The following is a 24,312-nucleotide window of genomic DNA, read 5'->3' on the forward strand; positions in this document are numbered from 1 at the left end:
GGCGCTAGTCTGCCCCGCCCGGTGTGTCGCCCGCGTTGGCCCCGGCCTCACCCGCGGAATCCGCGCCACCGCGGCGACGCCTGCGGCGGACCCGGGCGGGCTTGTCCGACTTCGACTCCGGCTCGGCGGCGGGCTCGGCCGAGACCTCGACCGGCGTGCCGTTCTCCTCGCCGATGTCCTTGCCACCACGACGGCGGCGGCGCCTGCGGGGCCTGCTGTCGTCGTCGCCACCAGCCTCGTCACCGGCTGGACGAGCGGCGGCCTCGGCCTTCGCCCTGGTCGCGCCGGTCGCCCGGACCCGCTTGGTCCGACCGGCGCCCGCTCCAGCACCGGCACCGGACCCGCGGCGCTTGCCGCCGAAGTCCTCCTCCGGCTCGGCGTCCAGACCGGCCCTGGTGCGCATGCCGATCGGCAGCCTGCCGGTGGACCCGGCCGGGATGCCCAGGTCGCTGAACAGGTGCTCGGAGGTGGAGTAGGTCTCCACCGGGGCGGGCTTGTCCAGGCCGAGCGCGTCGCTGATGTCCTTCCAGCGCTTCTCCTCGTCCCAGTCGACCAGCGTGATCGCCACGCCGGTCTTGCCCGCGCGGCCGGTGCGGCCGATCCGGTGGACGTAGGTCTTCTCGTCCTCGGGACACTGGTAGTTGATCACGTGCGTGACATCGGTCACATCGATACCGCGCGCGGCGACATCGGTGCAGACCAGCACGTCGACCTTGCCGGAGCGGAACGCGCGCAGCGCCTGCTCGCGGGCGCCCTGGCCGAGGTCGCCGTGCACCGCGCCCGCGGCGAACCCGCGCTCGGTCAGCTCGTCGGCCACCTTCTGCGCGGTCCGCTTGGTCCTGGTGAAGATCATCGTCAGGCCGCGGCCCTCGGCCTGCAGCGAGCGGGCCACCACCTCGACCTTGTCCAGCGAGTGCGCCCGGTAGACGAACTGCTCGGTGCGCTCGTGCACCGCGCTCGCGTCGTTCTCCTCGGCCCGGATGTGCGTCGGGCGGGTGAGGAAGGTGCGCGCCAGGGTGATGATCGGGCCGGGCATGGTCGCCGAGAACAGCATGGTCTGCCGCTGGTCGGGGACCATCCGCAGGATCCGCTCGATGTCGGGCAGGAAGCCCAGGTCGAGCATCTCGTCGGCCTCGTCGAGCACCAGGCCGCGGACCTTGCCCAGCACCAGGTGCTTCTGCTCGGCCAGGTCGAGCAGGCGGCCGGGGGTGCCGACCACGATGTCGACGCCCTTGCGCAGCGCGGCGACCTGCGGCTCGTACGGGCGGCCGCCGTAGATGGAGAGCACCCGGATGCCCAGGTGCTTGCCCGCGTCGCGGATGTCGGCGGTGACCTGCAGGCACAGCTCGCGGGTCGGGACCACGACCAGCGCCTGCGGGGTGCCGTCACCCGGTGTGGTGACCCGCTGCAGCAGCGGGACGCCGAAGCCGAGGGTCTTGCCGGTGCCGGTGCGCGCCTGGCCGATGAGGTCCTCACCGGCCAGCGCCAGCGGGAGGGTCAGCTCCTGGATGGCGAAGGTGCGCTCGATGCCCGCCTCGGCCAGCGCCCGCACGATCTCGGGCTTGACGTCGAGCTCGGCGAAGGTCGGCGCGGTCGGCTTGACCGGGGCGCCCGCGGTCAGCGGGTGCGATGTGTCGTTCTCGGGCAGGCCTGCCTCGCTGTGTTCCAGCGTGACCGGGTCCAGCTCGTCGGTCCTGGCGGCGGTGTCGCCTGCCTGGGTGTCGTCCTGCGTCAGGGTGATCAGCCTCTCTCGTACCAGCGCGCACTGCCCTGGAGGGCCCTTCTCGACCGCGCCGGTCCCGCCCCGGGTCCCGCGCGTCGAGGCGCGGCCCGGGTGGGGCGCGGGAGGGCCTGCGAGGTAGGCGCGCACCCACTCTCTCGGTCCCGCGGGCGGAGGTGCCCGCGACGTTCCCCGAGGTCTTGCCACCGCCCGGCGCCACCCGCCCAGGGGCGGTGGCGAGCCAGGCGTCCTGGCGAGTCTACCCGCGAGGGCCGCCGGATACGCTGCCAACCATGGAGAACGCGGAGTCGGGAGTGTCCGGGAGCGGCCTGTCGGCGGGGGTGGTCGACCTGCTCGGCGTGCTCGCTTACGGGGAACTGTCGGCATTCGACCGGCTGTCCGAGGACGCCAGATCGGCCCCGACCGTGTCCGGGCGCGCCGCGCTCTCGGCGATGGCGGCCGCCGAGATGGGCCACTACGCCAAGATCGAGAAGTACCTGGCCGGGCACGGCGTGCTGATCGAGGACGCGATCGCCCCGTTCATCGCCCACATCGACACCTGGCACGTCTCCACCGCGCCCCGGTCCTGGCTGGAGTCCCTGGTCAAGGCCTACGTCGGCGACGGCCTGGCGGCGGACCTGTACCGCGAGATCGCCGCCTGGCTCGACGAGGACACCCGGCTGCTGGTGCTCGCCGTGCTCGCCGACACCGGCCACTCCGCGTTCGCCGAGCGCGAGGTCACCGCCGCCATCGACCGGGACAGGACAGTCCGCGACCGCCTCGCCCTCTGGGGCCGCCGCCTGCTCGGCGAGGCCCTCACCCAGGCCCAGTACGTGGTCGCGGAGCGTGACGGCCTCTCCGAGCTGATCGTCGCCGGAACGGGTGACCTCGCGGGCATCGCCGCGCTGTTCCGCAGGCTCCAGCAGCAGCACGGCAAGCGGATGACCGCCCTGGGCCTCGGCTAGTTTCGCGGTAGGTGAACGCGCCCCTGCGCGCCCCGGGCCCCGCACTCGACTAGCCTTGGCGTGAAGGTCTTCTCCCGATTCAATGCCCGGAGGTCTGCGTGGAGGTCAAGGTCGGTGTCGCGGACACCGCGCGGGAGCTCGTGCTCACCAGCACCCAGACTCCCGACGAGGTCGAGGCCCTGGTCGCCGACGCGCTGCGGGACACCAACGGCCAACTCGTCCTCCTGGACGACAAGGGCCGCCGCTTCGTCGTCCCCGCCGCCAGGGTCGCCTACGTGGAGATCGGCAGCGCGGACACCCGCAAGGTCGGCTTCGCCCCCTGAGCGGAACGCGTGACGGAAGGCCGCTGTCCCTTGTGGACGGCGGCCTTTTTGCTGTCTGAAGTGGACCGCCTGCCCGCGTGCCGAGCGGCGACCGGCGGTGCAGGGTCCTTGGTCCCGGTCCGACCAGGACTCGAGTACCGACTTCGCCGGGCGACCAGGCGTTTCGCATCTCGTTGAAATATGGACTTTCTCCATCGCTCGTGCGCGCTTCCCGGCGTCCGAACTCGCAGGGGAACCGGCCGGAGGGCCGCGACCGAGTGAGGTGGACGATGGCGAGTGCGCGCAGTGCGGTGATGTCGCGGTGGTTGGCCAACCGCCGCGTGGGGACGAAAGTGCTGGGTGCGGTCGGCGTGCTCGGTGTGGTCGCGGTGAGCGTGGGGACACTCGCGATCATCCGGATGAGCGACATGAACGAGGCGTCCGACTCGCTCTACAGCAGCGGCCTGCTGCCGGTGCAGCGGATCTACGAGGCCAGGATCGACATGGCGGACACCCGCGAGGACCTGCTGAGCCACACCTCCTCGGACAGCCGGGAGAAGATGGCGAGCTACGAGCGCGCGATGCAAGCCGACGACGACGCGTTCAACGGCGAGATCGAGGCCTACACCGCGCTGAGCACGGTCCCCGAGCTGATCGCACCGCTGCGCGAGGCCTGGACCGCCTACCAGAAGGTCCGCGACGACCAGGTTGTGCCCGCGAGCAGGTCGAACGACACCGCGAAAGTGGAGTCACTGACCGACACCGTGCTCGAGCCGTTGTCGGTCAAGGCCGAGGACGCCCTGGAGCGCATCGTCGAGGCGGAGATCAGGGGTGCCCGCACCCGGCAGGAGGCGACCGAGGCCAGCTACGCGTCGGCGCGCACCACGATCATCGTCGCACTGGCGGTCGGCATCACCCTCGCCGTCGCGATCAGCCTGTGGGTGTCGCGGGCGATCGTCGGCGGCGTGCGCCGCATCGGCGCGGTCGTGGCGGCTCTCGCGCACCGGGACCTCACCAGCACCGTCGGGCTGACCGGGCGCGACGAGCTGGCCGAGATGGGACGGGACCTCGACACCGCCATCGGCACCGTGCGCGAGACGGTGCGGGAGATGGCCGGGACCGCGACCACGCTGTCCACCGCGGCCGCCGGGCTGTCCGCGGTCAGCGCCGAGCTGAACCAGGGCGCTGAGAAGACCTCCGAGCGAGCAGGCATCGCCTCCGCAGCCGCGTCCCGGGTCAGCGCGAGCGTGCAGAGCCTGTCCTCGGGGGCGGCGCAGATGACCACGTCGATCGCCGAGATCGCGGGCAGCGCGACCCAGGCGGCCGAGGTCGCGCAGGAGTCCATGCGGGCGGCGGCGGACACCGGAGAACGGATCGAGAGCCTGCACCAGGCCAGCGCCGAGATCGGCGAGGTGGTCAAGCTGATCACCAGCATCGCCGAGCAGACCAACCTGCTCGCGCTCAACGCCACCATCGAGGCGGCCCGCGCCGGGGCGGCGGGCGCAGGCTTCGCCGTTGTCGCGGGCGAGGTCAAGGACCTCGCCCACGAGACGGCCCGCGCCACCGAGCAGATCTCCCAGCGGGTCACGGCCATCCAGACCGGGACCGGCGCGGCGGCGTTCGCGGTGCGGCGCATCCAGGAGGTCGTCGCGCAGATCACCGACCACGCCACGACCGTGGCCTCCGCGGTGGAGGAGCAGTCCGCGACGACCTCGGAGATGACCAGGTCGATCGCTGAGGTCGCGCTGTGCGGCGAGGAGCTGACCAGCAGCTTCACCGAGGTGGCCGCGGTCACCACCGCGACCTCCGAGAGTTCGCGCGCCAGCCAGGGCGCCGCCGAGGACCTCTCGCGGCTCGCGGCCAAGCTGACCTCGCTCGTCGAGGTCTTCGACCACTGACCACACCGCACACCGGAGACGACCATGGACACGCACACCACACAGGACGACCGGCGGACCACGTTCGGCGGCGGGCACACCGCAACGCCGACCGGCCCCCTGGCGGGGGTGCCTGCGGACGCAGGCCGCGCCGACCGGCTGGCCGAGATCGCCAGGTACGACCTCGCCAACCCCGGCTTGCTCGCCCACCTCGACGCCGCCGCCACCCGCGCGGTGACCGCGCTCGCCGCGGGCTCGAGCCTGATCTCGGTCATGCTCGGCACCGCGGCTCGGGTGCTGGCGGCGGCCGGACCGGTCACGGAAGTGGTCGGTCCTCCCGCGGCGGACCTCTGCGCCCGGGTCGTCGAGATCGGGGTGCACTCGGTGGTCGACCGCTCCCACGGCTGCCTCGGTGTCCCGTTGCGCTCACCTCGGGGACACGTGCTGGGGGCGTTCTGCGTGGTCGGCACCGGCCCGCGGGAGTTCAGCGACGCTGAGCTGGACTGGCTCTCCGGTGCGGCGGACGACGCAGCCACGGTTCTCCAGTTCTACCGCGACGACCGGTGACCCGGGTCCTGCGGGCAGCGTTCTTCCCCGCAGGACAACCACTCCAGCCGACCAGGGGTCAGGCCCACCAGAAGAACCAGATGGCGATGCCGGTGGAGATCGCGACCAGGAGGACGGCCAGGGCGGCTTGGGGGCCTTGGCGGCGGTCGGCGAAGTGCTGGGCGGCCAGGGCTGCGGCGGCGGTGGCGAAGTGGCCGAGGAGGACGCCGATGCCGGGGCCGGGGAGGCCGCGGATCCAGGCGATCACCTGCAGGGCCAGGACGATGGTGGCCAGTCCGGTGAGGCCGATGGCCAGCGCGCCCGAGGTTTCGCGCCAGAAGCCGGAGCGGGCGCGGGTTCGGGGGAGCTCGACGGTGGCGTCGTCGGGGCTGGGGTGGGTCACGGGGACAGCATCGCCCATGGGTCGATGGTGGGTCCAGCGGCCTGGCCCTCGGGGCAGTTGCGGCGGAAGTCGCACCAGGAGCACTGGCGGCCGGGGTTGGGCGGGAAGAGGACCTCGGGGTCGCCGCCCGCCTTGTGGGTGTCGATGGCGAGTTGGAACTCGTCGGCGGCTTCCTCGGCGCGGGTGAGGTGGCGGGCGAGGGACTCGTCGGTGTGGTCCCAGGCGGCGACGGTGCCGGTGGGCAGGTGGTGCAGTTCGACGCGGGTGCACGGGCGGCGCAGGGTGCGGCGCGCGGCGAGGACGTAGAGCGCGAGCGCCTGCGATCCCCTGGCGTCGTCGGTGGTGAGCGCGTGCCGACCGGTCTTGTAGTCGACGATCACCAGTTCGCCCGCGCGCTGGTCGATGCGGTCGACGCGGCCCTCGGCGACGATGGTGCCGACCGGCGCGGAGACCCAGCGCTCCAGGCCGACCGGGTCGTCGGAGACGTCGGTGTCCTTGACGTAGTCGTGCACCCAGCCCGCGGCGCGGTCGCGGAACTCGGCCGCCTGCTTGGGGTCGGCGAACCCGTCGTCCTTCCAGTGCGTGCTCACCAGCGCGGCGGCGGCGTCGGGATCACGGCGGCTGACGGGCAGGTCGAACAGGGCCTTGAGCGCGTTGTGCACGACCGCGCCGAGGGTGCTGTGCGCCCACGGCCCGCCGCGCGGCGGGGTCGGGCGGTCCACGTAGGTCATCCGGAACCGGCGCCTGCAGTCGTTCCACACCCCGAGCCGCGACGGCGTCACCTTGATCAACTTGCGTGGCATGCTGTCGAACCCGAGCTGCTGCACGAGGTACACGGTACGCACCAGCACCGACAGAACCGGCGCCGGGCACAATCGCGGGCGTGGAGATCTGGCACAACCCGAGGTGCGGCAAGTCGCGCACCGCCAAGGCCGCGCTCGACGCCGCCGACCCGTCGCACACCGTCCGCCGCTACCTCGACGAGCCGCCAAGCGCGGCCGAGCTCGACGAGGTGCTGACCAAGCTCGACCGCCAGCCGTGGGAGATCACCCGGCTCAAGGAACCCGTCGCCAAGGAGCTCGGCCTCGCCGACAAGCCGAAGGACCGCGCCGCGTGGATCGCCGTGCTGGTGGCGAACCCGGTGCTCATCGAGCGGCCGATCATCGTCACCGACGACGGCCGGGCCTACCTCGCGCGCACCCCGGAGGCACTCGACGAGGCGCTCAGCTAGCACCCTCGATGAAGCCGCGCACCGAGTTGGCGATCAGCTGCACGGCGATCGCGGCCAGCAGCAGACCGGCGATCTTGGCCAGCAGGGTGATCCCGCTGTCCTTGATCAACCGGATCACCGCGCCGGAGAACCGCAGGCACAGGTAGAGGATCAGGTGCACGGCCAGGATCGCCGCGCCGAGCGCCACGTAGGACGCCGCGTGCCCGCCCGCGCCCCGGACGAAGACGATCGTGGCCGCGATCGCGCCCGGTCCGGCCAGCAGCGGCGTGCCCAGCGGCACCAGCGCCACGTTGACGTCCTCGACCGCTTCCGGTTCCGTGCTGTTCTTGCCGGTCAGCAGGTCGAGCGCGATCAGCAGGAGCAGCAGCCCGCCCGCGCCCTGCAGCGCCGGGATGCCGATGCCCAGGTAGCGCAGGATCGCCTCGCCGCTGATCGCGAACAGGCTGATCACCATCAGCGACACCAGCACGGCCTGGCGGGCGGCGCGGTTGCGGGTCAGCCGGGTCTTGCGGCCGGTGAGGCTGAGGAACACCGGCACCGTGCCGGGCGGGTCCATGATCACCACGAGGGTGATGGTCGCCTCGGCGAACAGCGCGGCGTCGAAGAACGCCATCACGCACCCACCAACAACCCGGAACCGGAGGCCCGCGCGACGATCTCGTCGAGCATCCCCGGGGCGGTGGTCTCGGCGCCGAGCCCGATGGTCTTGTTCGTGCCGTGGTAATCACTCGACCCGGTGACGACCAGGCCGTGCCGGTCGGCGATCGCGCGCAGCCGGGCGCGGTCGTCGGCGTCGTGGTCGGGGTGGTCGACCTCGACCCCGTCGAGCCCGGCGCCGACCAGGTCGACGAGCACGTCGGCGGAGATCGTCGGACCGCGCCGGTGGGCGAACCCGTGTGCGAGGACGGTCACCCCGCCCGCGGCCCGGACCATGTCGATGGCCTCGCGGACCGGGGTCTTGCTGCTGGGCACGTAGTAGCCGTTGCGGCCGTGCAGCAGCTCCTTGAAGGCCTCGTTGACCGAGCCGACCACCCCGGCCCTGACCAACGCCTGCGCCAGGTGCGGGCGGCCCGCTGGGGCGTCCGGCGGGAGGTCGCCGAGCAGGGTGTCGGGGTCGACGGGGTAGCCGTCGGCGGCCATCCGCTCGGCCATCGTGCGCAGGCGGCTGCGTCGCTCGGCCCGCGTGCGGGCGTACTCCCGGACCACGGTCTCAGCCTGCGGGTCGAACAGGTAGGCCAGCAAGTGGATCGTGCAGTGCCCACCCCGGCCGTCCTCGGACACGCAGGTCAGCTCGGCGCCGCGCACCAGGCCGAGACCGGGCGGCAGCGCGGCGGCCGCCTCGGCCCAGCCCGCGGTGGTGTCGTGGTCGGTGATCGCCAGCACGTCGAGCCCGGCGCGCGCCGCGGCGGCCACCAGCTCGGTGGGGCTGTCGGTGCCGTCGGAGGCGTCGGAATGGCAGTGGAGGTCGATCCGCACCGACCCAGTGTTCCCGATGACCCAGGTCACCGGCGTGGTGGGCGGTGCGACCCGATCAGCCGACCGGCTTGCGGGCCTTGCGGGTGCCGCGCGCCAACCGCTGCGCCTTGATCATCGAGAACCGCTCCGCCTGGGCCTTCTTGTCGCCGAAGACCAGCTCGGAGATGGCGTCGTAGACCTGCTCCGGGCGGGGCAGGAACTCGATGTTGTTCAGCGCCTGGATCTGACCGGCGGACTCCACGACCATGGTGCCGTAGCCGAACACCCGGCCGGTCGCGGTGCGCTTGTAGGTGAGGTCGGTGACCTTGCTGATCGGCATCATGAGCACCCGGGTGGTGAACACCCCGGTGGTCATCATGAACCGCTTGTCAGTCACCACGATCCGCTCCACCCACCACTCGATCACCTGGTAGGTGAAGCGGAGCACCACCACGAGCGCGACGTACCACAGGATGTTCTGCACCAGCCAGGCCGCGGGCGGCAGCAGGTACGAGATCATCACGCACACCGCGAGCAGCGCGACGGCCTCGAACACCTGCCACGCCAGGCTCGCCCAGTGCCTGCGGACGCGGATCACCCGGCGCTCGGAGTCGAGCAGGTACTCGTCAGGGTCCCTGGGCGCGAACATGATCCGACGCTACTTCGTCTCAGCCCTGGAAGACAGTGCGGACGAAGGTGATCACCGCTTCGGCCCCCTCGCGGAGGCTGGTGAGGATGGAGTTCACGATCCCCGCGGACTGGACCGGCTGCGTCACCAGGAAGAAGACGAGCAAAGCGGCCCCAGTGATGATCAAGATCTTCTTGATGTCCACTGTGATCTACCCCGTTCCGTACGCACCCTGCATGGCGCCTGTTGAAAACCGTTGTACCGCATACGGCGGCGGTTAGGGAGGGTAGTCGCGCTCTTGGGGCAACGCGGAGCGTCACCACCCGGTTCTCGCTACTCTGCGTCGTCATGAACGACGATCACATTCGGAGGATCAGGTGTGTCGGTGCCCTCGTCCGTGATGGGCGCGATCGGCTGCTGCTGATCCGGCGCGGCCGCGATCCCGGTGCCGGACTGTGGTCCATCCCTGGCGGGAAGGTCGAGCCAGGCGAGTCCGACCCCGAGGCACTGACGCGCGAGGTGCTCGAGGAGACCGGGCTCGCGGTGGCCGTGGGTGACCACGTGGGCAGCGTCGAGCGGCCCGCGCCCGGTGGGCTGTTCGAGATCCACGACTACCGCTGCGCGATCACCGGGGGTGATCTTTCGGCCGGTGACGACGCCGATGCGGCCACCTGGGTGGATCTTGCGATGTTCACCACATTGAGGGACCGAAACGCGGTGGTGGACAGCCTGTGGGAGACCCTCGCCGAGTGGGGTGAGCTGCCGGGATGACGGGAATCAGACGAGCCACGCCATGCGCTCGCCGTGCATCGCGGCGCGCGCGAGAGCGGCAGAAGTCGGGACGCCGCTGTCCCACCTGGTGAGCCCCACGACGCTAAATGCCGGTTGGCCCTGGGCGGGTGCGAGGTCGTCGCGGTCGGGCAGGACGTGGTGCAGTCCGACGGTGTAGACCTCGTCGCTGACCCACCAGAGCGCGCGGGTCTCGGCGAGCGCGGCGACGGCGGCCACGAAGTCCGCGCGGTCGCTCTCGGACAGGTACGGCAGCACGTGGCTGGTGATGACGACTAGAGGCACCGAGGTCGGGATCAGCGCGGCAGCCTTACCGAGATCGGCGATGGCGTCGCCCTGCACGAACTGGGGCGGGCTCTTGCGCTGGAGGGCGGCGGCGGTGCTGAACAACCGTTGGCGTTCAGGCTGGTCCGCCCAAATACAGGCCTCTAGCCACGCGGCGGCGTCTTCGTCAGTCAGGTCTACCGGCGCCCGATCAAGACCGACCCGTTCGGCGACAGCAAGCTTCTTGGGGATGGTCGGCAGCACCGCGTCGGGTCCCAACTCCAGCGCACAATGCAACCCAAGCGGGGTCTTGGTCGGGCCGACGACGATCTGGCCGGACTGCTCCGTCTGGTACCGGTAGCCGTACCGGTCGAGGTTGAGAAGGAGCCCGGCAGAGCAACCGACCTCCAGCAGACCGATAGGCGCACCGGCCTGCTTGGCGGCCAACGACACCGCCGGGTAGAGCAGCGCGGCGCGGCGCACCTCGTTGGTCTGCGTGGTGTGGGCGGCGACCAGGGCCCGGATCTTCTCGGCGCGCTCGACGACGAACTGCCGGAACATCGGCCAGGTGGCCGCGTCGACGCCGTAGCTGCCACCCATGGACGGGTAGTAGTTGACCAGCTCGTGGAACGGCTCGGCCTGCAGCGCCCGGTGCACGGCGGCGAGCAGCAGCGTCGCCTTCTCGAACCCGGGCTGGGCGGCGGTCAGCAGCGCGGCGACGTCGTCGTCCTCGGCGGCGCGCTCGGCGAGGTGCTGGTAGAGCGGCGACACCCCGGCCGCCTCCACGTCGGCGAAGCGCCGCAACCGGTGCTTGACCTCGTCCAGCGACACGGTCACGGCGTTCCCTCCGTCCGCCCGGGTTGTCCCCAACCCGGCAGTTAGACCTTCGGTTCCGGTCGTCCCGGCTGCTCGCCCCCGCGCGCCTCACCGTAAGAGCGCTTGGGCACCATCACCTTCCGGCGGAAGATGCAGACGACCGTTCCGTCCTGCTTGTAGCCCCGTGTCTCGACATGCACAACCCCCCTGTCGTCTTTCGACTTGGACGGCGTCTTGTCGAGAACCTCGGTCTCACCGTAGATGGTGTCACCGTGGAAGGTCGGCTTCACGTGCCGCAACGACTCGACCTCGAGGTTCGCGATGGCCTTACCGGACACGTCCGGCACCGACATCCCGAGCAGCAGCGAGTAGACGTAGTTGCCGACGACCACGTTCTTGCCGAAGTCGGTGGTGGTCTCCGCGTAGTTCGCGTCGAGGTGCAGCGGGTGGTGGTTCATGGTCAGCAGGCAGAACAGGTGGTCGTCGTACTCGGTCACGGTCTTGCCCGGCCAGTGTTTGTACACGGCACCGACTTCGAACTCTTCGTAGTACCGCCCGAACTGCACGTGGGTGGGAGGGGGGGTTGAGTCCAACAGAGCCTCCTACGTGACCGGCGAGTAGGGACCTGTGTACGGCGACCACCGGCCCCGTGCAACCGGTGTGTGAGCCAGGGCACCGCGTGTGAAACGCGTTCGGTTTCGCGGCCCTGTGACCGCGGTGTCGGCGCGCCGGAGTACGCTGTCCTACCGGCAGGCCTGCGCGTCACGCGCCCTGGGCCGCCGTCGACATGAGGAGGTGAGACGCATGGGCGACCCCACTGGTCATGAAACCGAGACTGGATGCAGTAGTCCCCGCGTCCCCTCCGGAGGTGTTCGCCGCCGCTAAGCGCGGGCACCGTGTCACCGGCCGGGGCGCTCAGCAACCCCGGTTACGCCGTTCGGCCAACCGGTCAGCCGCGTCGGTGCGCGACGCGTGTCGCTGGAGGTCTGATGCCCGCCATTCCCTCGTTCGGCGGCCTGAGAGGTCGCACCAACCGGGTCACGCCCCCGACGGCGCCGATCCCGGTGCCGCTCTCGGCCTACGTGGTCGACTGCGGCGTGTACGTCGACGGCGAGCGGCTGCCCGGCCGGTGGACGCACATCGACGCGGTCGCCGAGGTCCGCCGCCGCGGCGAGGGGTTCGTCTGGATCGGGCTGCACGAGCCGGACGAGCGGCAGATCCAGGGCGTCGCGGAGACCTTCGGGCTGCACGAGCTCGCGGTGGAGGACGCCGTCACCGCCCACCAGCGGCCCAAGCTGGAGCGCTACGACGACAACCTGTTCATGGTGCTCAAGACGGTCCGCTACGTCGAGCACGAGTCGCCGACCACGGCCAACGAGATCGTCGAGACCGGCGAGATCATGGCCTTCCTCGGCGCCGACTACGTGGTGACGGTGCGCCACGGCAAGCACTCCGGCCTGCACGACCTGCGCGCGGAGCTGGAGCGGTCCCCGGACCGGCTGCGCGGTGGGCCCGCCGCGGTGCTGCACGCGATCGCCGACCACGTCGTCGACACCTACCTCGCGGTGACCGACGCGTTCGAGGGTGACATCGACCTGATCGAGAAGGCGGTCTTCGCGCCGCGCAGCCCGGTCAGCGCCGAGCAGATGTACCTGATGAAGCGGGAGATCCTGGAGCTGCGCCGCGCGGTCATGCCGCTGGCCAACCCGTTGCGGCGCCTGGCCGAGGGCTGCTCGCCGCTGGTGCCCGACACCGTCCGCTCCTACTTCCGCGACGTCGACGACCACCTCACCACGGTGTCCGAACGGGTCACCAGCTTCGACGAGCTGCTCACCACCCTGGTCGACGCCACCCTGGCCAAGATCACGCTGCAGCAGAACACCGACATGCGCAAGATCACCTCGTGGGCGGCCATCATCGCGGTCCCCACCATGGTCGTCGGCGTCTACGGGATGAACTTCGACCACATGCCCGAGACGCACTGGCGCTTCGGCTACCCGATGGTCATGGCGGTCATCTTCGTGGCCTGCATCGTGCTGTACCGCATCTTCCGCAAGAACCGATGGCTCTGACACCCCACCGCCCACCCCTTTCGACGGGAGGTTCCCCCATGACCAGGTTGCTGACCAATGTGAAGTTCTGGCTGCTCGCGGTGATCGTCACCTGGATCACGGTGGTGACCGTGATCATCGCGGAAACCCCTGGCGCGTAAGGGGTTCCGTCCCAGGCCCGGATTTTCCCCGCCCACCAAGCGGTCCACTGAGGACCGTGACCGACTTCCTCGCTACCGCAGGGGTTCCCAGTTCAGCCGCGGGTGGCGTGGGCCAGGGAGCGGAGGTGGCCGAGCAGCTCGTCCATGCCCAGCGGGTTGACGCTGAGCCACGCGGTGTCGTCGCTCGTGGTGGTGGCCAGGCGGTAGCGGCCGCGCGGGGTGTCGAGCCACCGGAGTTCCTGGCCGGTGCGGCGCCAGTGGTCCTCGCTGTCGTCCCGGATGGCAGTGCCCGCCTGGCCGTTGCCCAGGACGGGTTGCAGCGACGAGACCATGCGGCGCGTGACGCGGTCGTCGATGCCGTGCGCGTGCAGGAGTTCGTCGATCTCGGGCTGGGTCATCGGGTTCGGGGTGCCCGGCTGGTCGGGTTCCGGCAGCCGCGCGAGCATGACTGCGAAGGCCTCCTCCAGCGGGCGCATAGGGAGGCTGAACGGCGCCGTGAGCGGGGCGTCGACGCGCGGGACCATCCGGGCGACCCGGCCGATGGCCTCGTCGACGGTGGCGGCCCACATGCGGATCAGGCCGTCCGGGTCGGCCTGGTCCTGGGTGAGCACCAGCGCCTCGTCCCTGGCGGCGAGCACGGCGATCCCGAGCGTGCCGGACGGGCGGTTGAGCACGATGTCGAGCACACCCGTGCAGGCCCGCAGCAGGTAGACGAACTCCTCGGCCACGTCCAGCGGGCCGTTCTCGTCGGCGAGCCCGCGCTCGGCCAGTTCCTCGGCGGCAGCCCGGTAGAGCACGCCCCGCTCGATGTCGGAGGTCGCCGCGGCCGGGACCTCGATCGGGAACGGCGGCGACACCTCGGCGAACGCGCACAGCAGGTCGACCTCGACCGGGTGCAGCGCGACGCCGGGGGCCAGCGGCGCCGTCACGGGTTGGTGAAGCGCTGCGCGGAGTTGTCGTCGCTGTCCTGGTACCCGGCGGCGGAGCGCTCGGCGCTGGCGACGAACTCCTCCATCCGGCGCAGCGCCTCCTCCAGCTGGCCCTTGAGCCCGGTCTCCCCCGCCAGCCGCTCGGTGAACTTCTCCGAGAGCTCCTGGCCGACCGGGCTGGTGCCCAGCATCGGCAGGTAGGCCGGGGTGGCCAGCTCGGCGACCTCGGCGAAGATCGAGTTCAGGTCGGCCCTGACCTCCTCGACCGCGGCGGCGAACTCGCGCACCTGGTCGGGCTCGACGTGCCAGCCACCGCCGGTGGACTCGTTCATGCGCAACTCCCTCGTCAGGCGCCGATGACCGGCGGTGCGGCGGTCAGGTCGGCCGTGGTGAACGGGTCTTCCTCGATCGGCACGCGCCGCTTGTGCTCGCCGTCCTCTTCCTTGTCGCGCGCGCCACCCGGGGGCATGCCGTAGCCGTTCCCGGACCGGCCGTGCGCGTCGGCGAAGCCACTGGCCCGGCCGAACCGGCTGGCACCGCGGGTGCCGTCGCGACCGCGACCCGACCCGCCAGGTCCACCGAGGCCGCCGCCTGCCATCCCGCGACCCGAGCCGCCGGATCCACCTGTGCCGCTGCCGCCGAGCCCGCGACCCGCGCCGCGTCCACGGCTGCCGTCCGCGCCGCGACCACCCACGCCCGCACCAGGTCCGAGCCCCGCGCGACCGGAACCCGACCCACCGCCGCGGTTGCCACCACCGAGGCCGCCGGGCAGGTACCCGCCGCCACCGATGCCGATACCGCCGGGGCCGTTGCCGATGTTGCTACCGCCGCCACCGGGCAGCTGACCGCCGGGACCCATCCCGGTGAGGCCGCGCCAGTGGTTGTCCCAGCCCTTGTCGAACCCAGGCGCGAGCGACGGCGACGTGCCGATGCTGGGGCCGCCACCGAACCCGGGCGGCGGCGCCGACGGGTCGGACGGCCCACGACCGGGACCACCAGGGACGGTCACACCGGGACCGGGGACGCCCGTGCGCGGCGGCTGCGGCTGCGGCCGGTTCACGCCGGGGTCGACGCCGGTGGCCGGTGCGCCGAAGCGGGGAGTGCTGCCGTCGATGCCGAGCACCGCGGTCTCGAAGCGCTGCATGGTCTGCACTGCCTTGCGCTTCATCTTCTTCTTGTTGCTACCGAAGCCGAACGCGCTGGCGATGCCGCCGAGGGCCGCGCCGAACGCGGCGCCGACAGGTCCACCGATCGCGAAACCGGCCGCCGCGCCGCCGCCCGCCGTGGCGAGGAACGGGCTGCTCGGCGACCCGCCGGGCATGGTGCTCTGCGCCGACCGCAGCGCGCCACCGGCGTCCTGGATCGGGTCGGCCATCCGCTGCGCGGTGCCACCGAGCTCGGAGATCCACGCGGCGTTGCTGACCACGGTCCGCGACGCGTCCTGGGAGGCGCTGCCGGACCAGAACTGCATCAGCTTGCCCATCGAGCGGGACAGGTCGCTCGAGGCCTGGGCGACCTTCTCGCCGTAGCGCGCCCACTCCCCGGCGAGCATGTCCAACTGGGCGGCGTTGGCCTGGTCACCGACCATGCGCTGCAAGGACTTGAGCGAGTAGCCGTCCCAGTGCACACCACCGGTGACGTAGCTGTCGTCCGCCTCGCGGCGGCGCCTGCGCTCCTGCTCGGCGGTCCGTCGGGCGGCCGCGGCCGCCTCGGCCTGCTCGGCCAACCGGCGCACCACGTCGTCGAGTCCGGCGATCATGCCCGTGCCCTCCCTCACGCTGTCCACTCCGACCTCGGCGCGGTCCGCTCGTGACTGCTCCGCGCCAGGTCACCCCGCGGTCCAACCGTAGCCGATGCGACGGTCGATCCGGGAATGTCCGCCGGACCTAGTGCCACAGTTCGGCGGCTAGTGACCGGATGCCCGCCCGCAGGTCATCGCGGGTCAACGGGTTGACGCTGACCCACCCGGCCGAGTCGGTGCCGAGCCGGAACCGACCGCGCGCGGTGTCGAGCCAGCGCAGTTCCTCGCCGACCCGCCCCCACTCGTCGGCGTACCCGCGGCGCTCGGCCGCACCGGCCTGCCCGTTGCCGAGCACGGGCTGCAGGTGCGTGGTCATCCGGCGCGCGGTGGTCTCGTCGATGCCGTTGTCCCGCAACAACCTGTCGACCTCGTCGGCGTCGAGCCTGCGCGGCTCGTCGTCGGGTCCGGTCGCGGCCTGGATCGCCCGGTAGGCCTGGTCGAGCGCGCGCTGGGAGAGGCTGAACGGGGCCGCCATCCCGGGGCCGTGCTCGGGCACCAGGTCGACGAGCTGCTCGATCGCGTCGTGCAGCGACAACGCCGTCAGGTGCACCCGGGCACCGGGCAGGCCGATGTCCTGGCGCAGCAGCAGCGCGTCGTCCCGTTGCGCCAGCACCAGCGCGCCCCGGGACTGCCCGAGCCGGGCGACCATCAGGTCCACCGCGCCCGCGCTGGTGCGCAGCAGGTGGACGAGCTCGCCCGCCAACCCGCGCGGGCCCCGCCCGTCGGCCAGTCCACGCCTGGCCAGCTCGGTGCGGGCCACGGCGTAAGCGGCCTTGCGGTCGCCGAGCGCGCCGACCTTCAACGGGAACGGCGGCGTCACCTCGGCGAACGTGCACAGCAAGTCCACTTCGGCCGGGTGCAACGAGGCCTGACCGCCGTCGCGGTACTCGGAATCGGCCTCCAGGCCGGTGGACAGCTCGGTCACGTGGTGCCGCCCGAGGACCGGTCACGCCTCTGCATGTCCCCGCGCGCGGTGTCGTCGACGTCGAGGTAGCTGTCACGCACCCGCTCGGCGCTCTGGATGAACCCGTCCATCTTCATCATGGCCTGGTCGAGCAGGGTCTTGAGGCCGTTGGGCCCGTTGAGCCGGTCGTCGAACTTGCGCGCGAGCTGCTCGCCGACCGGGCTGGTGCCCAGCTTCGGCTCCTTGCCCGCCATGCCGCGCACCTTCAGCTGCACACCCTCGAGCCCGAACCGGGCCGCCTTCACCGCGCGGGCGAACCCGGCGAGCTCCTCGGGGTCGATCTTCCAAAACCCCTGCGACGTGCCGTTGCTCGGCTGCACCGACCCGGGCTGGACCGAACCATCCGGTCGACTCCCGGCGGGGGTGGTGGCGTCAGCGGGCTTGGTCGAACCGGGCTCGGTGGTGCCGGGGGTCGTGTTGGACGGCGGGGTCCCGGGCTTGGTGTCGGGGTACTGGTTCCCGCCTCCACCGCCCGGGTGGGACTTGCCGTGCTCGGGGGTGGGCGCCGAACCCGAGGTCGGGGGGACACCGGGCTTCTGGTGGTGGTCACCGCCCCTGCTCGGACGCGGGGTCCAGTGCGGAGTGGGGGCGGGGGCGGGGAGGGGAACCGGGACCGGCTCGGGGGCGGGCATGGGCGCGCCGGTGACCGGGCCGGTGGGGACGGGGGCGGGCGGGTACGGCCCGGGGTTGCTACCGAGGTCAGGAGCCTGGCCACCGGTGGTGGGGGCGGGTAAGGGATTCGGCTGCACTGGGATCGACCCGGACACCGGCGGATACGGCAACACCGACAGATCCGGCGCGGCAGGTTCCGGGAACCCCGGGCCCGAGACATCCGGCGTCGGCTGCGCGGAAGCATCCGGCCACGCGGGACGGCCCTGCACATCCGGCACCGGCTGCGGGAATGGCTGCGCCGAAGCGTCCGGGACGCCGGGACGGCCGTAGACGTCCGGCTGCGCGGAGGCGTCGGGGAAGCTCGGGCGACTCATGTCCGGCGTCGGCTGCGCGGTCGCGTCTGGCCACGCGGGGCGGCCCTGCGTGGAGGCGTCCGGGTAGCTGGGGCGGCCGTAGACGTCCGGCTGCGGGTAAGGCTGCGCGTCCGGGGCGAAGGGGGACTGCTGTGCCGGGTGCTGTGCGGCCAGGCGGGCGGCGAGTTCCGGGGAGAACGCCGTCGGAACCGTCGCGTCGGACGGGTAGGTCACCTGGTGGCGCGCCGGGTCCGGGTACTGCTGCTGCGGGTAGTGGTACTGGACCGGCGTCTGCGGGACCGGCGGCACGGGAGGTCCGGGCAGCGGCGGGACCGGAGCGGGCGGGCTGGGAATGGGGTCGGGCGTGGGCGGCACCGGGATCGGGTCGGGCGCCGGGGGTGCTGGGATCGGGTTGGGCTGCGGCGCGGGCACGGGGGTGGCGGTCGGCAGGGCACCGAGCACGGGGACCGAGACGGTGAGCCCGTCCGGGATGCCTGCCGGGAACTGGTGGGTCGCGTCCGACTGGGGGGTGTTCTCGCGCATCGTCTTGGTCTCCCTGGCCTCAGAGCCCGATCACCGGTGGCGAGGCCTTCTGGTCCAACAGGAACGGGTCTTCCCCGTCGTACGGGTAGCGCCTGCGGTGGTCAGCGCCGCCTTCGCCGCCTTGGCCACCACCCATCGCGCCGCCCATCGGCATGCCGCCCATGCCCGCGCCGGAACCACCCGAGCCACCAGCCGCCGCGGCCATGCCAGCGGCGGGTACGGCCGGTCGGGGGTTGTTGCCGGTAAGAGCCTCCGTCGCGCCTACCGAGCCCCCGTACTGCAACGGTCCACGGCCAGCGTCAGCACCAACGGGGACGGCAGCGCTACCGCCACCGGAGTAACCGCCCGCGTAGCCGCCGCCGTCACCGACACCCTGCGCGGTGGTGGTCGGGTCGCCCTTGGTGAGTTCGTCCCACCGTCCGACCGGGTCGGTCGAGATCGGCGGCGGTGGCGTCGTGCTCGGGGGCGGTGTGGGGATGGGAGTGGGTTCGCCGGGGACGAGGCCCGTGTCGGGCGCGGGTTCGGCGAAGCGGGGGGTGGACTCGTCGATGCCGATGACCGCGCCCTCGAACCGGCGCATGGCGTCGACCGCGCGGGACTTGAGCTCGGCCGTCTTCTGCTCGGCGGCGAACGCGCTCTCCGTCCCGGCGGCGGTGCCGTTGACGGCGGACACCAGCGGTCCCCCGGCGTCCAACCCCCTGGCGGCGCTGTCGGCGGCGAGCGCGGGTGGCACGGCGGGCTCGGCGGGGAGTTCAGGCATCGCGGCCTGCACGGCCTGCAGCGCGTTGGCCGCCTCCTCGATCGACGGGCCGATGTCGTGCGCGGTCTCACCGAGGTCGGCGACCCAGCGCGCGTTGAGCTCCACGTCGTGGCGGGCCTGCTCGGCCGCGGTGCCCGCCCAGAAGTCCATCAGTTGGTTGAGCGCCTCGCCGAGCAGCCCGGCGGCCGAGACGACCTGGTCGCCCGCCTCCCGCCAGTCCTGCGCGAGCTGCTGCAGTTCGGGTGCGCTCGCCTGCTCCTCGACCATCTTGACCAGCTGTTCCAGGGAGTACTTCTCCCACTGCACACCGCCGGTGACGTACCGGTCGTAGCCGTGCCGCTCCGTAACCATCGCCTCTCCCCTCGGTGGCTGACCGGACCACCGCTCCCCTCGGCCCCGCGGACGATCGCTTCCGACGATGACGCTAGCCCGTTGGACGCACGCCGGACACCGACAGTTCCCTTCTCACCACTCCTCGTTCCCCGCACCCGCATCGATACCGAGCGGGCCGGTTCGGTTGCCCCCTGTGCGCAACTTCGTACCAGGCAACCACGACACCGCCGCGTCCGCCGGAGGCACCCGACGTGGCGTGACGGCGAACGGACGGTTACCGGACGTTCACTTCGGTGCGGGTCAGTCACCCGATGTTCGGTACGGCCGTTCAACAGCACGCACTGGGACGAGGTGCGCGCCGCGGCGGGATTTCACCCGGCTGGCGCAGTCCGCGAGGGGAAGACTTGGCCTGCCGCCAGAGAGTGGGAGCGACCATGCCGCGCGACACCGGTTTCCCCGACGCCGACGCCGAGTACGACTTCCTGCGGGCCCGCCGCCGCCAGGTGCTCGCCCGGCTCGGCGCCTGGCTGCGCCGGGAACCGGACGACGTGAACATCATGCTGCCCTTCGACGAGGTCGTCGCGGCCCTGGGCCGCACCGGCGAGCGGCGGCTGGGGCAGCGGGTGATCCAGGTGGAGACGATCGTCGGCAGCGTCGACCGGGGACGCGAGTTCGACCGCCGCTTCCGCCCGACGTCGACCCAGTCGCGGCAACGCTGGGAACGCCTCGCCCGCGCGTCCCGCCGCGGCGAGTCGACCCCACCGATCGACGTCTACCGCGTCGGCGAACTCCACTTCGTCATCGACGGCCACCACCGCGTCTCGGTCGCGCACGCCCTCGGCCTGACGAGCATCGACGCCACGGTCACCGAGATCACCACCCGCGTCCCCGCCGAGGGCATCCGCCTGCGCGGCGACCTGATCACCAAGGACTACCACCGGGTGTTCCTCGACCGCGTCCCGCTCAGCCAGGACCGCAGGGCCACGATCTCGCTGACCGACCCGTGGGACTACACGGAACTGAGCGAGGCCGTGGAGGCCTGGGGCTTCCGCCTGATGCAGGACGAGCAGACCTTCCTGGACCGCCCCACCATCGCCCGCCGCTGGCACACCGAGGAGTTCACCCCCGTAGTCGAGATGGTCCGCCAAGCCGCCATAGCCCCCACCCGCACCGACGCCGAGGCCTACCTCTGGGCCATCGGCGAACGCTACCGCCTGATCCGCTCCCACCACTGGGACGACGCCGTCCTCAACACCCTCCGCACCCGCGACTGACCTCCCGCTTCAGCCAGCCGGTGCACCGTCCTCAGGCACCGGTAGTCGATGTCGTCGCGGAGGGTTGCGCGCGTTGGACTACCTGGTCGGCGAAGGAGTCGAGTAGGCGGGTGCCTAGTTGTTGGGAGTAGCCGAGGACCAGGGCGAGGACGAGCAGGGCGGCTTGGTTGCCGATCACGTCGGGGAGGAGGCCGGTGCGCAGGACCAGGACGCCGACGACGGCGAGGATGGCGCCGAGGAGGACTTTGACGACGGCCTGGTACGGGGTGAGTGTGTAGGGGACGACGCTGGGTTTGGTGCGCAGCAACAGGACGACGACGGCGATGGACGCGCCGAGCATGCCCATGAGTTGCAGCCACCAGACGTCGCCGCCGGTGGGCGTAGGGGCACCGGTGGGGCAGATCATGGCGGTGCCGGTGCCGAGGCACAGCGGGAGCATGTGGTCGTGCAGGGCGGTGAGCCACCCGACGGCCACGTTGATCACCAGTAGCAGCAGGCCGAACAGGATGATCCGGTTGCGCAGGCTCCGCACCGCGGTGGCGGCGTCGTGCGAGGCCTGGTGGGTCCCGCGCAACGCGACCAGCACGACGTCCCGGCGCGCGGCGTCACCGAGGACGTCGAAGGACGCCGGGGCGAGCGCTCTGGCCCGAGGGTCGCGCTCGGTGAGCTTCCTGGTGACCGTCGCGCGGATCGCGGGCAGCCTGCTCGGCAGGTCGGGGCTGGACGCGACCAGCACCTCGTCGGCCAGGTGCACCGCGCGCCAGGCCCGTTCGATGTTGACCCCGGAGTACCAGCGCGCGGGCGAACTCTTCAGCTCGACCGCCCGCGCCGCGATCCGCATGGCGGTGTGCGCGGCCGTCGGCACCGGCGCGCCCCGCTGGTCGATCTCGGCCTGCAACCGCTGCAGCCGTTCCACCACCGACATCCGCCACGCCGACGCCGGGTGCAACTCCTCCACCCGCGTCGACCAGTCCCCACCACCGCCCGCGGGCGCATCGGCCTTGGCGGTCCCAGTGGGCACCACCAACTCCGCCACCACCGAAGGCAGACCGTCGGAAGTCATCCGCATCGCCCCATCCACCACGCAGCGCACCGTGTGTGGATGACGTCGATCCCCGGCGCCGGAACATAACGAGGTCGTGGCGCCGAGCGGGATCATTGCCCGAACGGGCAACGGTTCAGGGACTGGGCCGCCACAACGAGACGGCCAGTTCGACGTTGAATGGCGACGTGCTGCCCCACCGCTGGACCGTGATGATCGCCCATGCGTTCTTGCTCGTCCGCACGCACACCACGTCGCTGGGCTTGTGCGAGTACGCGTCGGCGGTCTTCGTGATCAGCGCGCTGTTGGCGCACGCCTCCGGGGACGCCTTGTCCCGCGCGACGAAGGTGGCGAGCATTCCGGCCGACACCTTGCCGTCCCGCCGGGAGAAGTAGAGCGTGCCGGGGAGTCCGCTCTCGTAGTACAGGTCGAAGTCGGGCCCTCCTTCCACACTCGGCTTCCCGTTCTCCACATCGAGGTCGACAGCAACCCCGGAGGCCACGGAGATCGGGTACTCGACCGGCGGCCCGTTGTACGCCACCGACGCACTGGTCACCGGCGGCGTGGTCGTACCACCCGACACCGATGTCGGCCGGGATTGGCTTGTCGTGCCCGTCGTGGTGCTGGGAGTTGTTGTTGTGGTGCCGGGGGTTGTCGTCCCGCCACCACCAGCCCCCGCCGCTGGCACCACCGTCGTGGAGCCACCGATGAAGGTCGCCGTGAACACGACCGACCCCGCCACCAACCCCACGACCGCCAACATCCCCTGCCACCGCAACGGCTGTCCCCACAGCCGAACCAGCAGCCACAACGTCAACACCACCGCCACTACCGCGGCGATCCGGATGACAGCGTCAACGGTGTTCGCCGCGATCGCCAGAATCGCCGACACATCAGCGACAACGCTGACGATGGTCAGCACCCAGTGGGACCTAGAGCTAGAAGCCGTTGGCTGGCTCACCGAGCACCCTCCCGACCTACGACGCTGCCCCTAGGTCGCTACACCCCCAACCACCGTTACCGATCACCTCCTCCACGCCTCACCTGACACCACGAGCTTTCCGTTGCAGCACAACAACCAACAACCCCACAGACCCATCAGCCCGCCAACACGAGACACCAATGGCCCAACGCTCCCCCTGTCACGACCCGCCCACATGACAACCCCAACCGGCCTTCGACACCCGTCCATAGATCGCCTTTCACCGAACTCAGCTCCAGCACTCGACTTCGGTGCCTCCTTACCCTGGCGCCGCACCGAACAGACCCGATGACACCCCCGCCGCAGGCAGCCACCCAACGAATCCGATCGCCAGCTGGCAACCAGGCAGCAAGACACTCACACCGTCGGATCGGCCCACTGACCCGGACCAGGCCCAGGTGGGGCCAAGGCACACCAGCTCGGCCCGCTGACCCGATCGGGCCGGGTCAGACCGAGTCGCCCGTAGAGCGAGGCGAGCCGGGCCAACCAGCCAGGACCGTTTGCCTGGGTTGAGCCGATCAGTCGGTCGAGTCGGATCAGTTAGGTCTGATCAGCCCGGTCGGGCTGGATCAGGACGACCGAACGGGGATGGCTGGCCGGGCAAGTAGGGCTCATCAGATCGAGTCGGCCGACCAGCCGGGCTGGGTCAGGACGGACCGGACCGGGCCGAGTCGAGTCAGGCCGGGTCAAGTCAAGTCGAGTCGAGTTGGGCCAGGCTGGGGTTAGGTCGGGTCGGGGGGTGCTGGAGCGAGCCTTTCGGGTCGGGTTGCGGATTTCGGGCGGGCCTGGTGGGGAGGGGGTCGGTCGGTCGAGGGCGGGCTGTCGGGGGGCGGGCTAGGGCGGGGCCGGTGGGGACAGGGCGGCCGGTGGGGGTGGGCGGGGTTGGACCGCGTGGAGGGGTGGGTCAGGCGGGCCAGAGTTGGATGGCTCGGACTACGAAGGGGGTGGTGGGGACGTAGGTGCCTAGGCCGGGGTAGGTGGTGAAGTCGGCTTCGGTGGCGCATTCGGGGGATTCGTAGACGGTGACGTCGTGGCGGAGGAGGTTGGCGAGGGAGCGGGATTCTCGGCCTAGCACGATGCACTCCCCGACCGCGGATGAGCCGATGCCGAACTTGCCGGATTCGCCGCGGAAGGCGATGCCGGACCAGACGCAGAACTCGCCGCGGTCGCAGAAGGGGGACGCGGCGGCGGGCACGGTGAAGCCGAGGGCAGCGACTAGGGCGACGACCAGGGACCGGAGGAAGAGCCCGGCGGAGCGGCGGGAGCCCGACCAGATGACACGTGGGCCGCGCACACGTCGCCGGATCGGGTGATCCCGGGAGACCGGATCACTGAACACCGGCCTGCCGGGTTTGCGGAAGCCGAGCACACCCAGCCGCGGCGAGACGGTGCGCGTGAGCAGCGAGAACAGGAGGGCGAACACCATGGAGAACACCTCGATCCCCGTTGGGCCGCCCCGGGTGGGCGGTCCGACGGGGACCAAGATGGCAGGTTGTCAAGACCCGTGTGGA

At 71.5% G+C, this 24,312-nt stretch carries 26 protein-coding genes; 8 read left to right on the plus strand and 18 right to left on the minus strand.

Annotation, left to right across the window (positions count from 1 at the left end):
- Positions 1-4 precede the first annotated feature (4 nt).
- Positions 5-1,735 carry a DEAD/DEAH box helicase gene (locus LV79_RS00405; RefSeq protein ID WP_253835638.1) on the minus strand — a complete coding sequence of 577 codons (1,731 nt, stop codon included), beginning with the start codon at positions 1,733-1,735 and terminating at the stop codon, positions 5-7.
- Positions 1,736-2,013: 278 nt separating this feature from the next.
- Between LV79_RS00405 and LV79_RS00410 the strand changes: the two genes are divergently transcribed.
- The 4 genes from LV79_RS00410 (at position 2,014) to LV79_RS00425 (ending at position 5,431) form a co-directional block, all read left to right on the plus strand.
- A complete protein-coding gene (locus tag LV79_RS00410) occupies positions 2,014-2,685 on the plus strand; it encodes a ferritin-like fold-containing protein (RefSeq protein ID WP_253831185.1) in 672 nt (223 codons plus the stop codon).
- A gap of 98 nt (positions 2,686-2,783) precedes the next feature.
- Positions 2,784-3,008 carry a DUF3107 domain-containing protein gene (locus LV79_RS00415; protein WP_253831186.1) on the plus strand — a complete coding sequence of 75 codons (225 nt, stop codon included), beginning with the start codon at positions 2,784-2,786 and terminating at the stop codon, positions 3,006-3,008.
- A gap of 269 nt (positions 3,009-3,277) precedes the next feature.
- Positions 3,278-4,885: a methyl-accepting chemotaxis protein gene (locus LV79_RS00420; protein WP_253831187.1), complete on the plus strand. Its 1,608-nt coding sequence runs from the start codon at positions 3,278-3,280 to the stop codon at positions 4,883-4,885.
- A 24-nt stretch (positions 4,886-4,909) separates the two neighbouring features.
- The gene (locus tag LV79_RS00425; protein ID WP_253831188.1) at positions 4,910-5,431 is read left to right on the plus strand and encodes a GAF domain-containing protein; all 522 of its coding nucleotides are present in this window, start codon (positions 4,910-4,912) and stop codon (positions 5,429-5,431) included.
- 58 nt (positions 5,432-5,489) lie between these two features.
- On the opposite strand, the gene LV79_RS00430 is transcribed toward LV79_RS00425, so the two are convergent.
- Both LV79_RS00430 and LV79_RS00435 read right to left on the minus strand, forming a co-directional pair.
- Complete coding sequence (locus LV79_RS00430; protein ID WP_253831189.1) at positions 5,490-5,831, minus strand: hypothetical protein; 342 nt, start codon at positions 5,829-5,831, stop codon at positions 5,490-5,492.
- Entirely contained in the window at positions 5,810-6,640 is an 831-nt protein-coding gene (locus LV79_RS00435) for a RecB family exonuclease (RefSeq protein ID WP_253835641.1), read from the minus strand. Before LV79_RS00435 ends, LV79_RS00430 begins: the two co-directional genes overlap by 22 nt.
- 56 nt (positions 6,641-6,696) lie before the next feature.
- Between LV79_RS00435 and LV79_RS00440 the strand changes: the two genes are divergently transcribed.
- The gene (locus LV79_RS00440; protein WP_253831190.1) at positions 6,697-7,044 is read left to right on the plus strand and encodes an arsenate reductase family protein; all 348 of its coding nucleotides are present in this window, start codon (positions 6,697-6,699) and stop codon (positions 7,042-7,044) included.
- Here the strand turns inward: LV79_RS00440 and LV79_RS00445 are convergent.
- Genes LV79_RS00445 through LV79_RS00460 form a run of 4 tightly spaced genes read right to left on the minus strand, consistent with a single transcriptional unit; the run spans position 7,037 to position 9,332 of the window.
- Positions 7,037-7,657, minus strand: a complete 621-nt coding sequence (locus LV79_RS00445) for a MarC family protein (protein WP_253831191.1) — start codon at positions 7,655-7,657, stop codon at positions 7,037-7,039. The two genes, LV79_RS00440 and LV79_RS00445, sit on opposite strands and share 8 nt — an antisense overlap.
- The gene (locus tag LV79_RS00450) at positions 7,657-8,520 is read right to left on the minus strand and encodes a PHP domain-containing protein (protein ID WP_253831192.1); all 864 of its coding nucleotides are present in this window, start codon (positions 8,518-8,520) and stop codon (positions 7,657-7,659) included. Before LV79_RS00450 ends, LV79_RS00445 begins: the two co-directional genes overlap by 1 nt.
- A 55-nt stretch (positions 8,521-8,575) precedes the next feature.
- Positions 8,576-9,148: a PH domain-containing protein gene (locus LV79_RS00455; protein WP_253831193.1), complete on the minus strand. Its 573-nt coding sequence runs from the start codon at positions 9,146-9,148 to the stop codon at positions 8,576-8,578.
- A 19-nt stretch (positions 9,149-9,167) separates the two neighbouring features.
- On the minus strand, positions 9,168-9,332 hold the full coding sequence (locus LV79_RS00460; protein ID WP_204450568.1) for a hypothetical protein: 165 nt from the start codon (positions 9,330-9,332) through the stop codon (positions 9,168-9,170).
- 143 nt (positions 9,333-9,475) lie between these two features.
- On the opposite strand from LV79_RS00460, the gene LV79_RS00465 reads away from it, so the two are divergent.
- Positions 9,476-9,898 (plus strand): NUDIX hydrolase, encoded by a 423-nt coding sequence (locus LV79_RS00465; RefSeq protein ID WP_253831194.1) that lies wholly within the window; start codon positions 9,476-9,478, stop codon positions 9,896-9,898.
- Positions 9,899-9,904: 6 nt separating this feature from the next.
- Here LV79_RS00465 and LV79_RS00470 read toward each other — a convergent pair whose 3' ends face one another.
- Positions 9,905-11,017, minus strand: a complete 1,113-nt coding sequence (locus tag LV79_RS00470; RefSeq protein ID WP_253831195.1) for a DUF2332 domain-containing protein — start codon at positions 11,015-11,017, stop codon at positions 9,905-9,907.
- 41 nt (positions 11,018-11,058) lie between these two features.
- Positions 11,059-11,562: a MaoC family dehydratase gene (locus LV79_RS00475; RefSeq protein WP_253835643.1), complete on the minus strand. Its 504-nt coding sequence runs from the start codon at positions 11,560-11,562 to the stop codon at positions 11,059-11,061.
- 423 nt (positions 11,563-11,985) lie between these two features.
- Between LV79_RS00475 and LV79_RS00480 the strand changes: the two genes are divergently transcribed.
- Positions 11,986-13,068 carry a magnesium and cobalt transport protein CorA gene (locus tag LV79_RS00480; RefSeq protein ID WP_253831196.1) on the plus strand — a complete coding sequence of 361 codons (1,083 nt, stop codon included), beginning with the start codon at positions 11,986-11,988 and terminating at the stop codon, positions 13,066-13,068.
- A 232-nt stretch (positions 13,069-13,300) separates the two neighbouring features.
- Here LV79_RS00480 and LV79_RS00485 read toward each other — a convergent pair whose 3' ends face one another.
- From LV79_RS00485 to LV79_RS00510, 6 genes are all read right to left on the minus strand, one after another.
- A complete protein-coding gene (locus LV79_RS00485) occupies positions 13,301-14,137 on the minus strand; it encodes an ESX secretion-associated protein EspG (RefSeq protein ID WP_253831197.1) in 837 nt (278 codons plus the stop codon).
- On the minus strand, positions 14,134-14,469 hold the full coding sequence (locus LV79_RS00490) for a hypothetical protein (protein ID WP_253831198.1): 336 nt from the start codon (positions 14,467-14,469) through the stop codon (positions 14,134-14,136). The genes LV79_RS00485 and LV79_RS00490 overlap by 4 nt, the downstream gene beginning before the upstream one ends.
- A 14-nt stretch (positions 14,470-14,483) precedes the next feature.
- Positions 14,484-15,914, minus strand: a complete 1,431-nt coding sequence (locus tag LV79_RS00495; protein WP_253831199.1) for a WXG100 family type VII secretion target — start codon at positions 15,912-15,914, stop codon at positions 14,484-14,486.
- A gap of 109 nt (positions 15,915-16,023) precedes the next feature.
- On the minus strand, positions 16,024-16,863 hold the full coding sequence (locus LV79_RS00500; protein ID WP_253831200.1) for an ESX secretion-associated protein EspG: 840 nt from the start codon (positions 16,861-16,863) through the stop codon (positions 16,024-16,026).
- Positions 16,860-18,410, minus strand: a complete 1,551-nt coding sequence (locus LV79_RS00505; protein WP_253836055.1) for a hypothetical protein — start codon at positions 18,408-18,410, stop codon at positions 16,860-16,862. The genes LV79_RS00500 and LV79_RS00505 overlap by 4 nt, the downstream gene beginning before the upstream one ends.
- A 19-nt stretch (positions 18,411-18,429) precedes the next feature.
- A complete protein-coding gene (locus LV79_RS00510) occupies positions 18,430-19,521 on the minus strand; it encodes a WXG100 family type VII secretion target (protein WP_253831201.1) in 1,092 nt (363 codons plus the stop codon).
- A gap of 416 nt (positions 19,522-19,937) precedes the next feature.
- Between LV79_RS00510 and LV79_RS00515 the strand changes: the two genes are divergently transcribed.
- Positions 19,938-20,777, plus strand: a complete 840-nt coding sequence (locus LV79_RS00515) for a ParB N-terminal domain-containing protein (RefSeq protein ID WP_253831202.1) — start codon at positions 19,938-19,940, stop codon at positions 20,775-20,777.
- A 31-nt stretch (positions 20,778-20,808) separates the two neighbouring features.
- Here the strand turns inward: LV79_RS00515 and LV79_RS00520 are convergent, their stop codons facing one another.
- From LV79_RS00520 to LV79_RS00530, 3 genes are all read right to left on the minus strand, one after another.
- Positions 20,809-21,846 (minus strand): hypothetical protein, encoded by a 1,038-nt coding sequence (locus LV79_RS00520; RefSeq protein ID WP_253831203.1) that lies wholly within the window; start codon positions 21,844-21,846, stop codon positions 20,809-20,811.
- A 109-nt stretch (positions 21,847-21,955) separates the two neighbouring features.
- Positions 21,956-22,741, minus strand: a complete 786-nt coding sequence (locus LV79_RS00525) for a hypothetical protein (protein WP_253831204.1) — start codon at positions 22,739-22,741, stop codon at positions 21,956-21,958.
- A gap of 964 nt (positions 22,742-23,705) precedes the next feature.
- Positions 23,706-24,227, minus strand: a complete 522-nt coding sequence (locus tag LV79_RS00530) for a peptidase inhibitor family I36 protein (RefSeq protein WP_253831205.1) — start codon at positions 24,225-24,227, stop codon at positions 23,706-23,708.
- Between the last annotated feature and the right edge of the window lie 85 nt (positions 24,228-24,312).

Origin of the sequence: Actinokineospora globicatena (genome assembly GCF_024171945.1) — a bacterium.
In the GTDB taxonomy this organism is placed as follows: domain Bacteria; phylum Actinomycetota; class Actinomycetes; order Mycobacteriales; family Pseudonocardiaceae; genus Actinokineospora; species Actinokineospora globicatena.

What these genes read in the sequence shown, in the direction of transcription:
- LV79_RS00410 (WP_253831185.1), top strand. Translation starts at nt 2,014, where the DNA reads ATGGAGAACGCGGAGTCGGGAGTGTCCGGGAGCGGCCTGTCGGCGGGG.
- LV79_RS00420 (WP_253831187.1), top strand. Translation starts at nt 3,278, where the DNA reads ATGGCGAGTGCGCGCAGTGCGGTGATGTCGCGGTGGTTGGCCAACCGC.
- LV79_RS00425 (WP_253831188.1), top strand. Translation starts at nt 4,910, where the DNA reads ATGGACACGCACACCACACAGGACGACCGGCGGACCACGTTCGGCGGC.
- LV79_RS00430 (WP_253831189.1), bottom strand. Translation starts at nt 5,831, where the DNA reads ATGGGCGATGCTGTCCCCGTGACCCACCCCAGCCCCGACGACGCCACC.
- LV79_RS00445 (WP_253831191.1), bottom strand. Translation starts at nt 7,657, where the DNA reads ATGGCGTTCTTCGACGCCGCGCTGTTCGCCGAGGCGACCATCACCCTC.
- LV79_RS00455 (WP_253831193.1), bottom strand. Translation starts at nt 9,148, where the DNA reads ATGTTCGCGCCCAGGGACCCTGACGAGTACCTGCTCGACTCCGAGCGC.
- LV79_RS00465 (WP_253831194.1), top strand. Translation starts at nt 9,476, where the DNA reads ATGAACGACGATCACATTCGGAGGATCAGGTGTGTCGGTGCCCTCGTC.
- LV79_RS00480 (WP_253831196.1), top strand. Translation starts at nt 11,986, where the DNA reads ATGCCCGCCATTCCCTCGTTCGGCGGCCTGAGAGGTCGCACCAACCGG.
- LV79_RS00490 (WP_253831198.1), bottom strand. Translation starts at nt 14,469, where the DNA reads ATGAACGAGTCCACCGGCGGTGGCTGGCACGTCGAGCCCGACCAGGTG.
- LV79_RS00505 (WP_253836055.1), bottom strand. Translation starts at nt 18,410, where the DNA reads ATGCGCGAGAACACCCCCCAGTCGGACGCGACCCACCAGTTCCCGGCA.
- LV79_RS00510 (WP_253831201.1), bottom strand. Translation starts at nt 19,521, where the DNA reads ATGGTTACGGAGCGGCACGGCTACGACCGGTACGTCACCGGCGGTGTG.
- LV79_RS00515 (WP_253831202.1), top strand. Translation starts at nt 19,938, where the DNA reads ATGCCGCGCGACACCGGTTTCCCCGACGCCGACGCCGAGTACGACTTC.
- LV79_RS00520 (WP_253831203.1), bottom strand. Translation starts at nt 21,846, where the DNA reads ATGCGGATGACTTCCGACGGTCTGCCTTCGGTGGTGGCGGAGTTGGTG.
- LV79_RS00530 (WP_253831205.1), bottom strand. Translation starts at nt 24,227, where the DNA reads ATGGTGTTCGCCCTCCTGTTCTCGCTGCTCACGCGCACCGTCTCGCCG.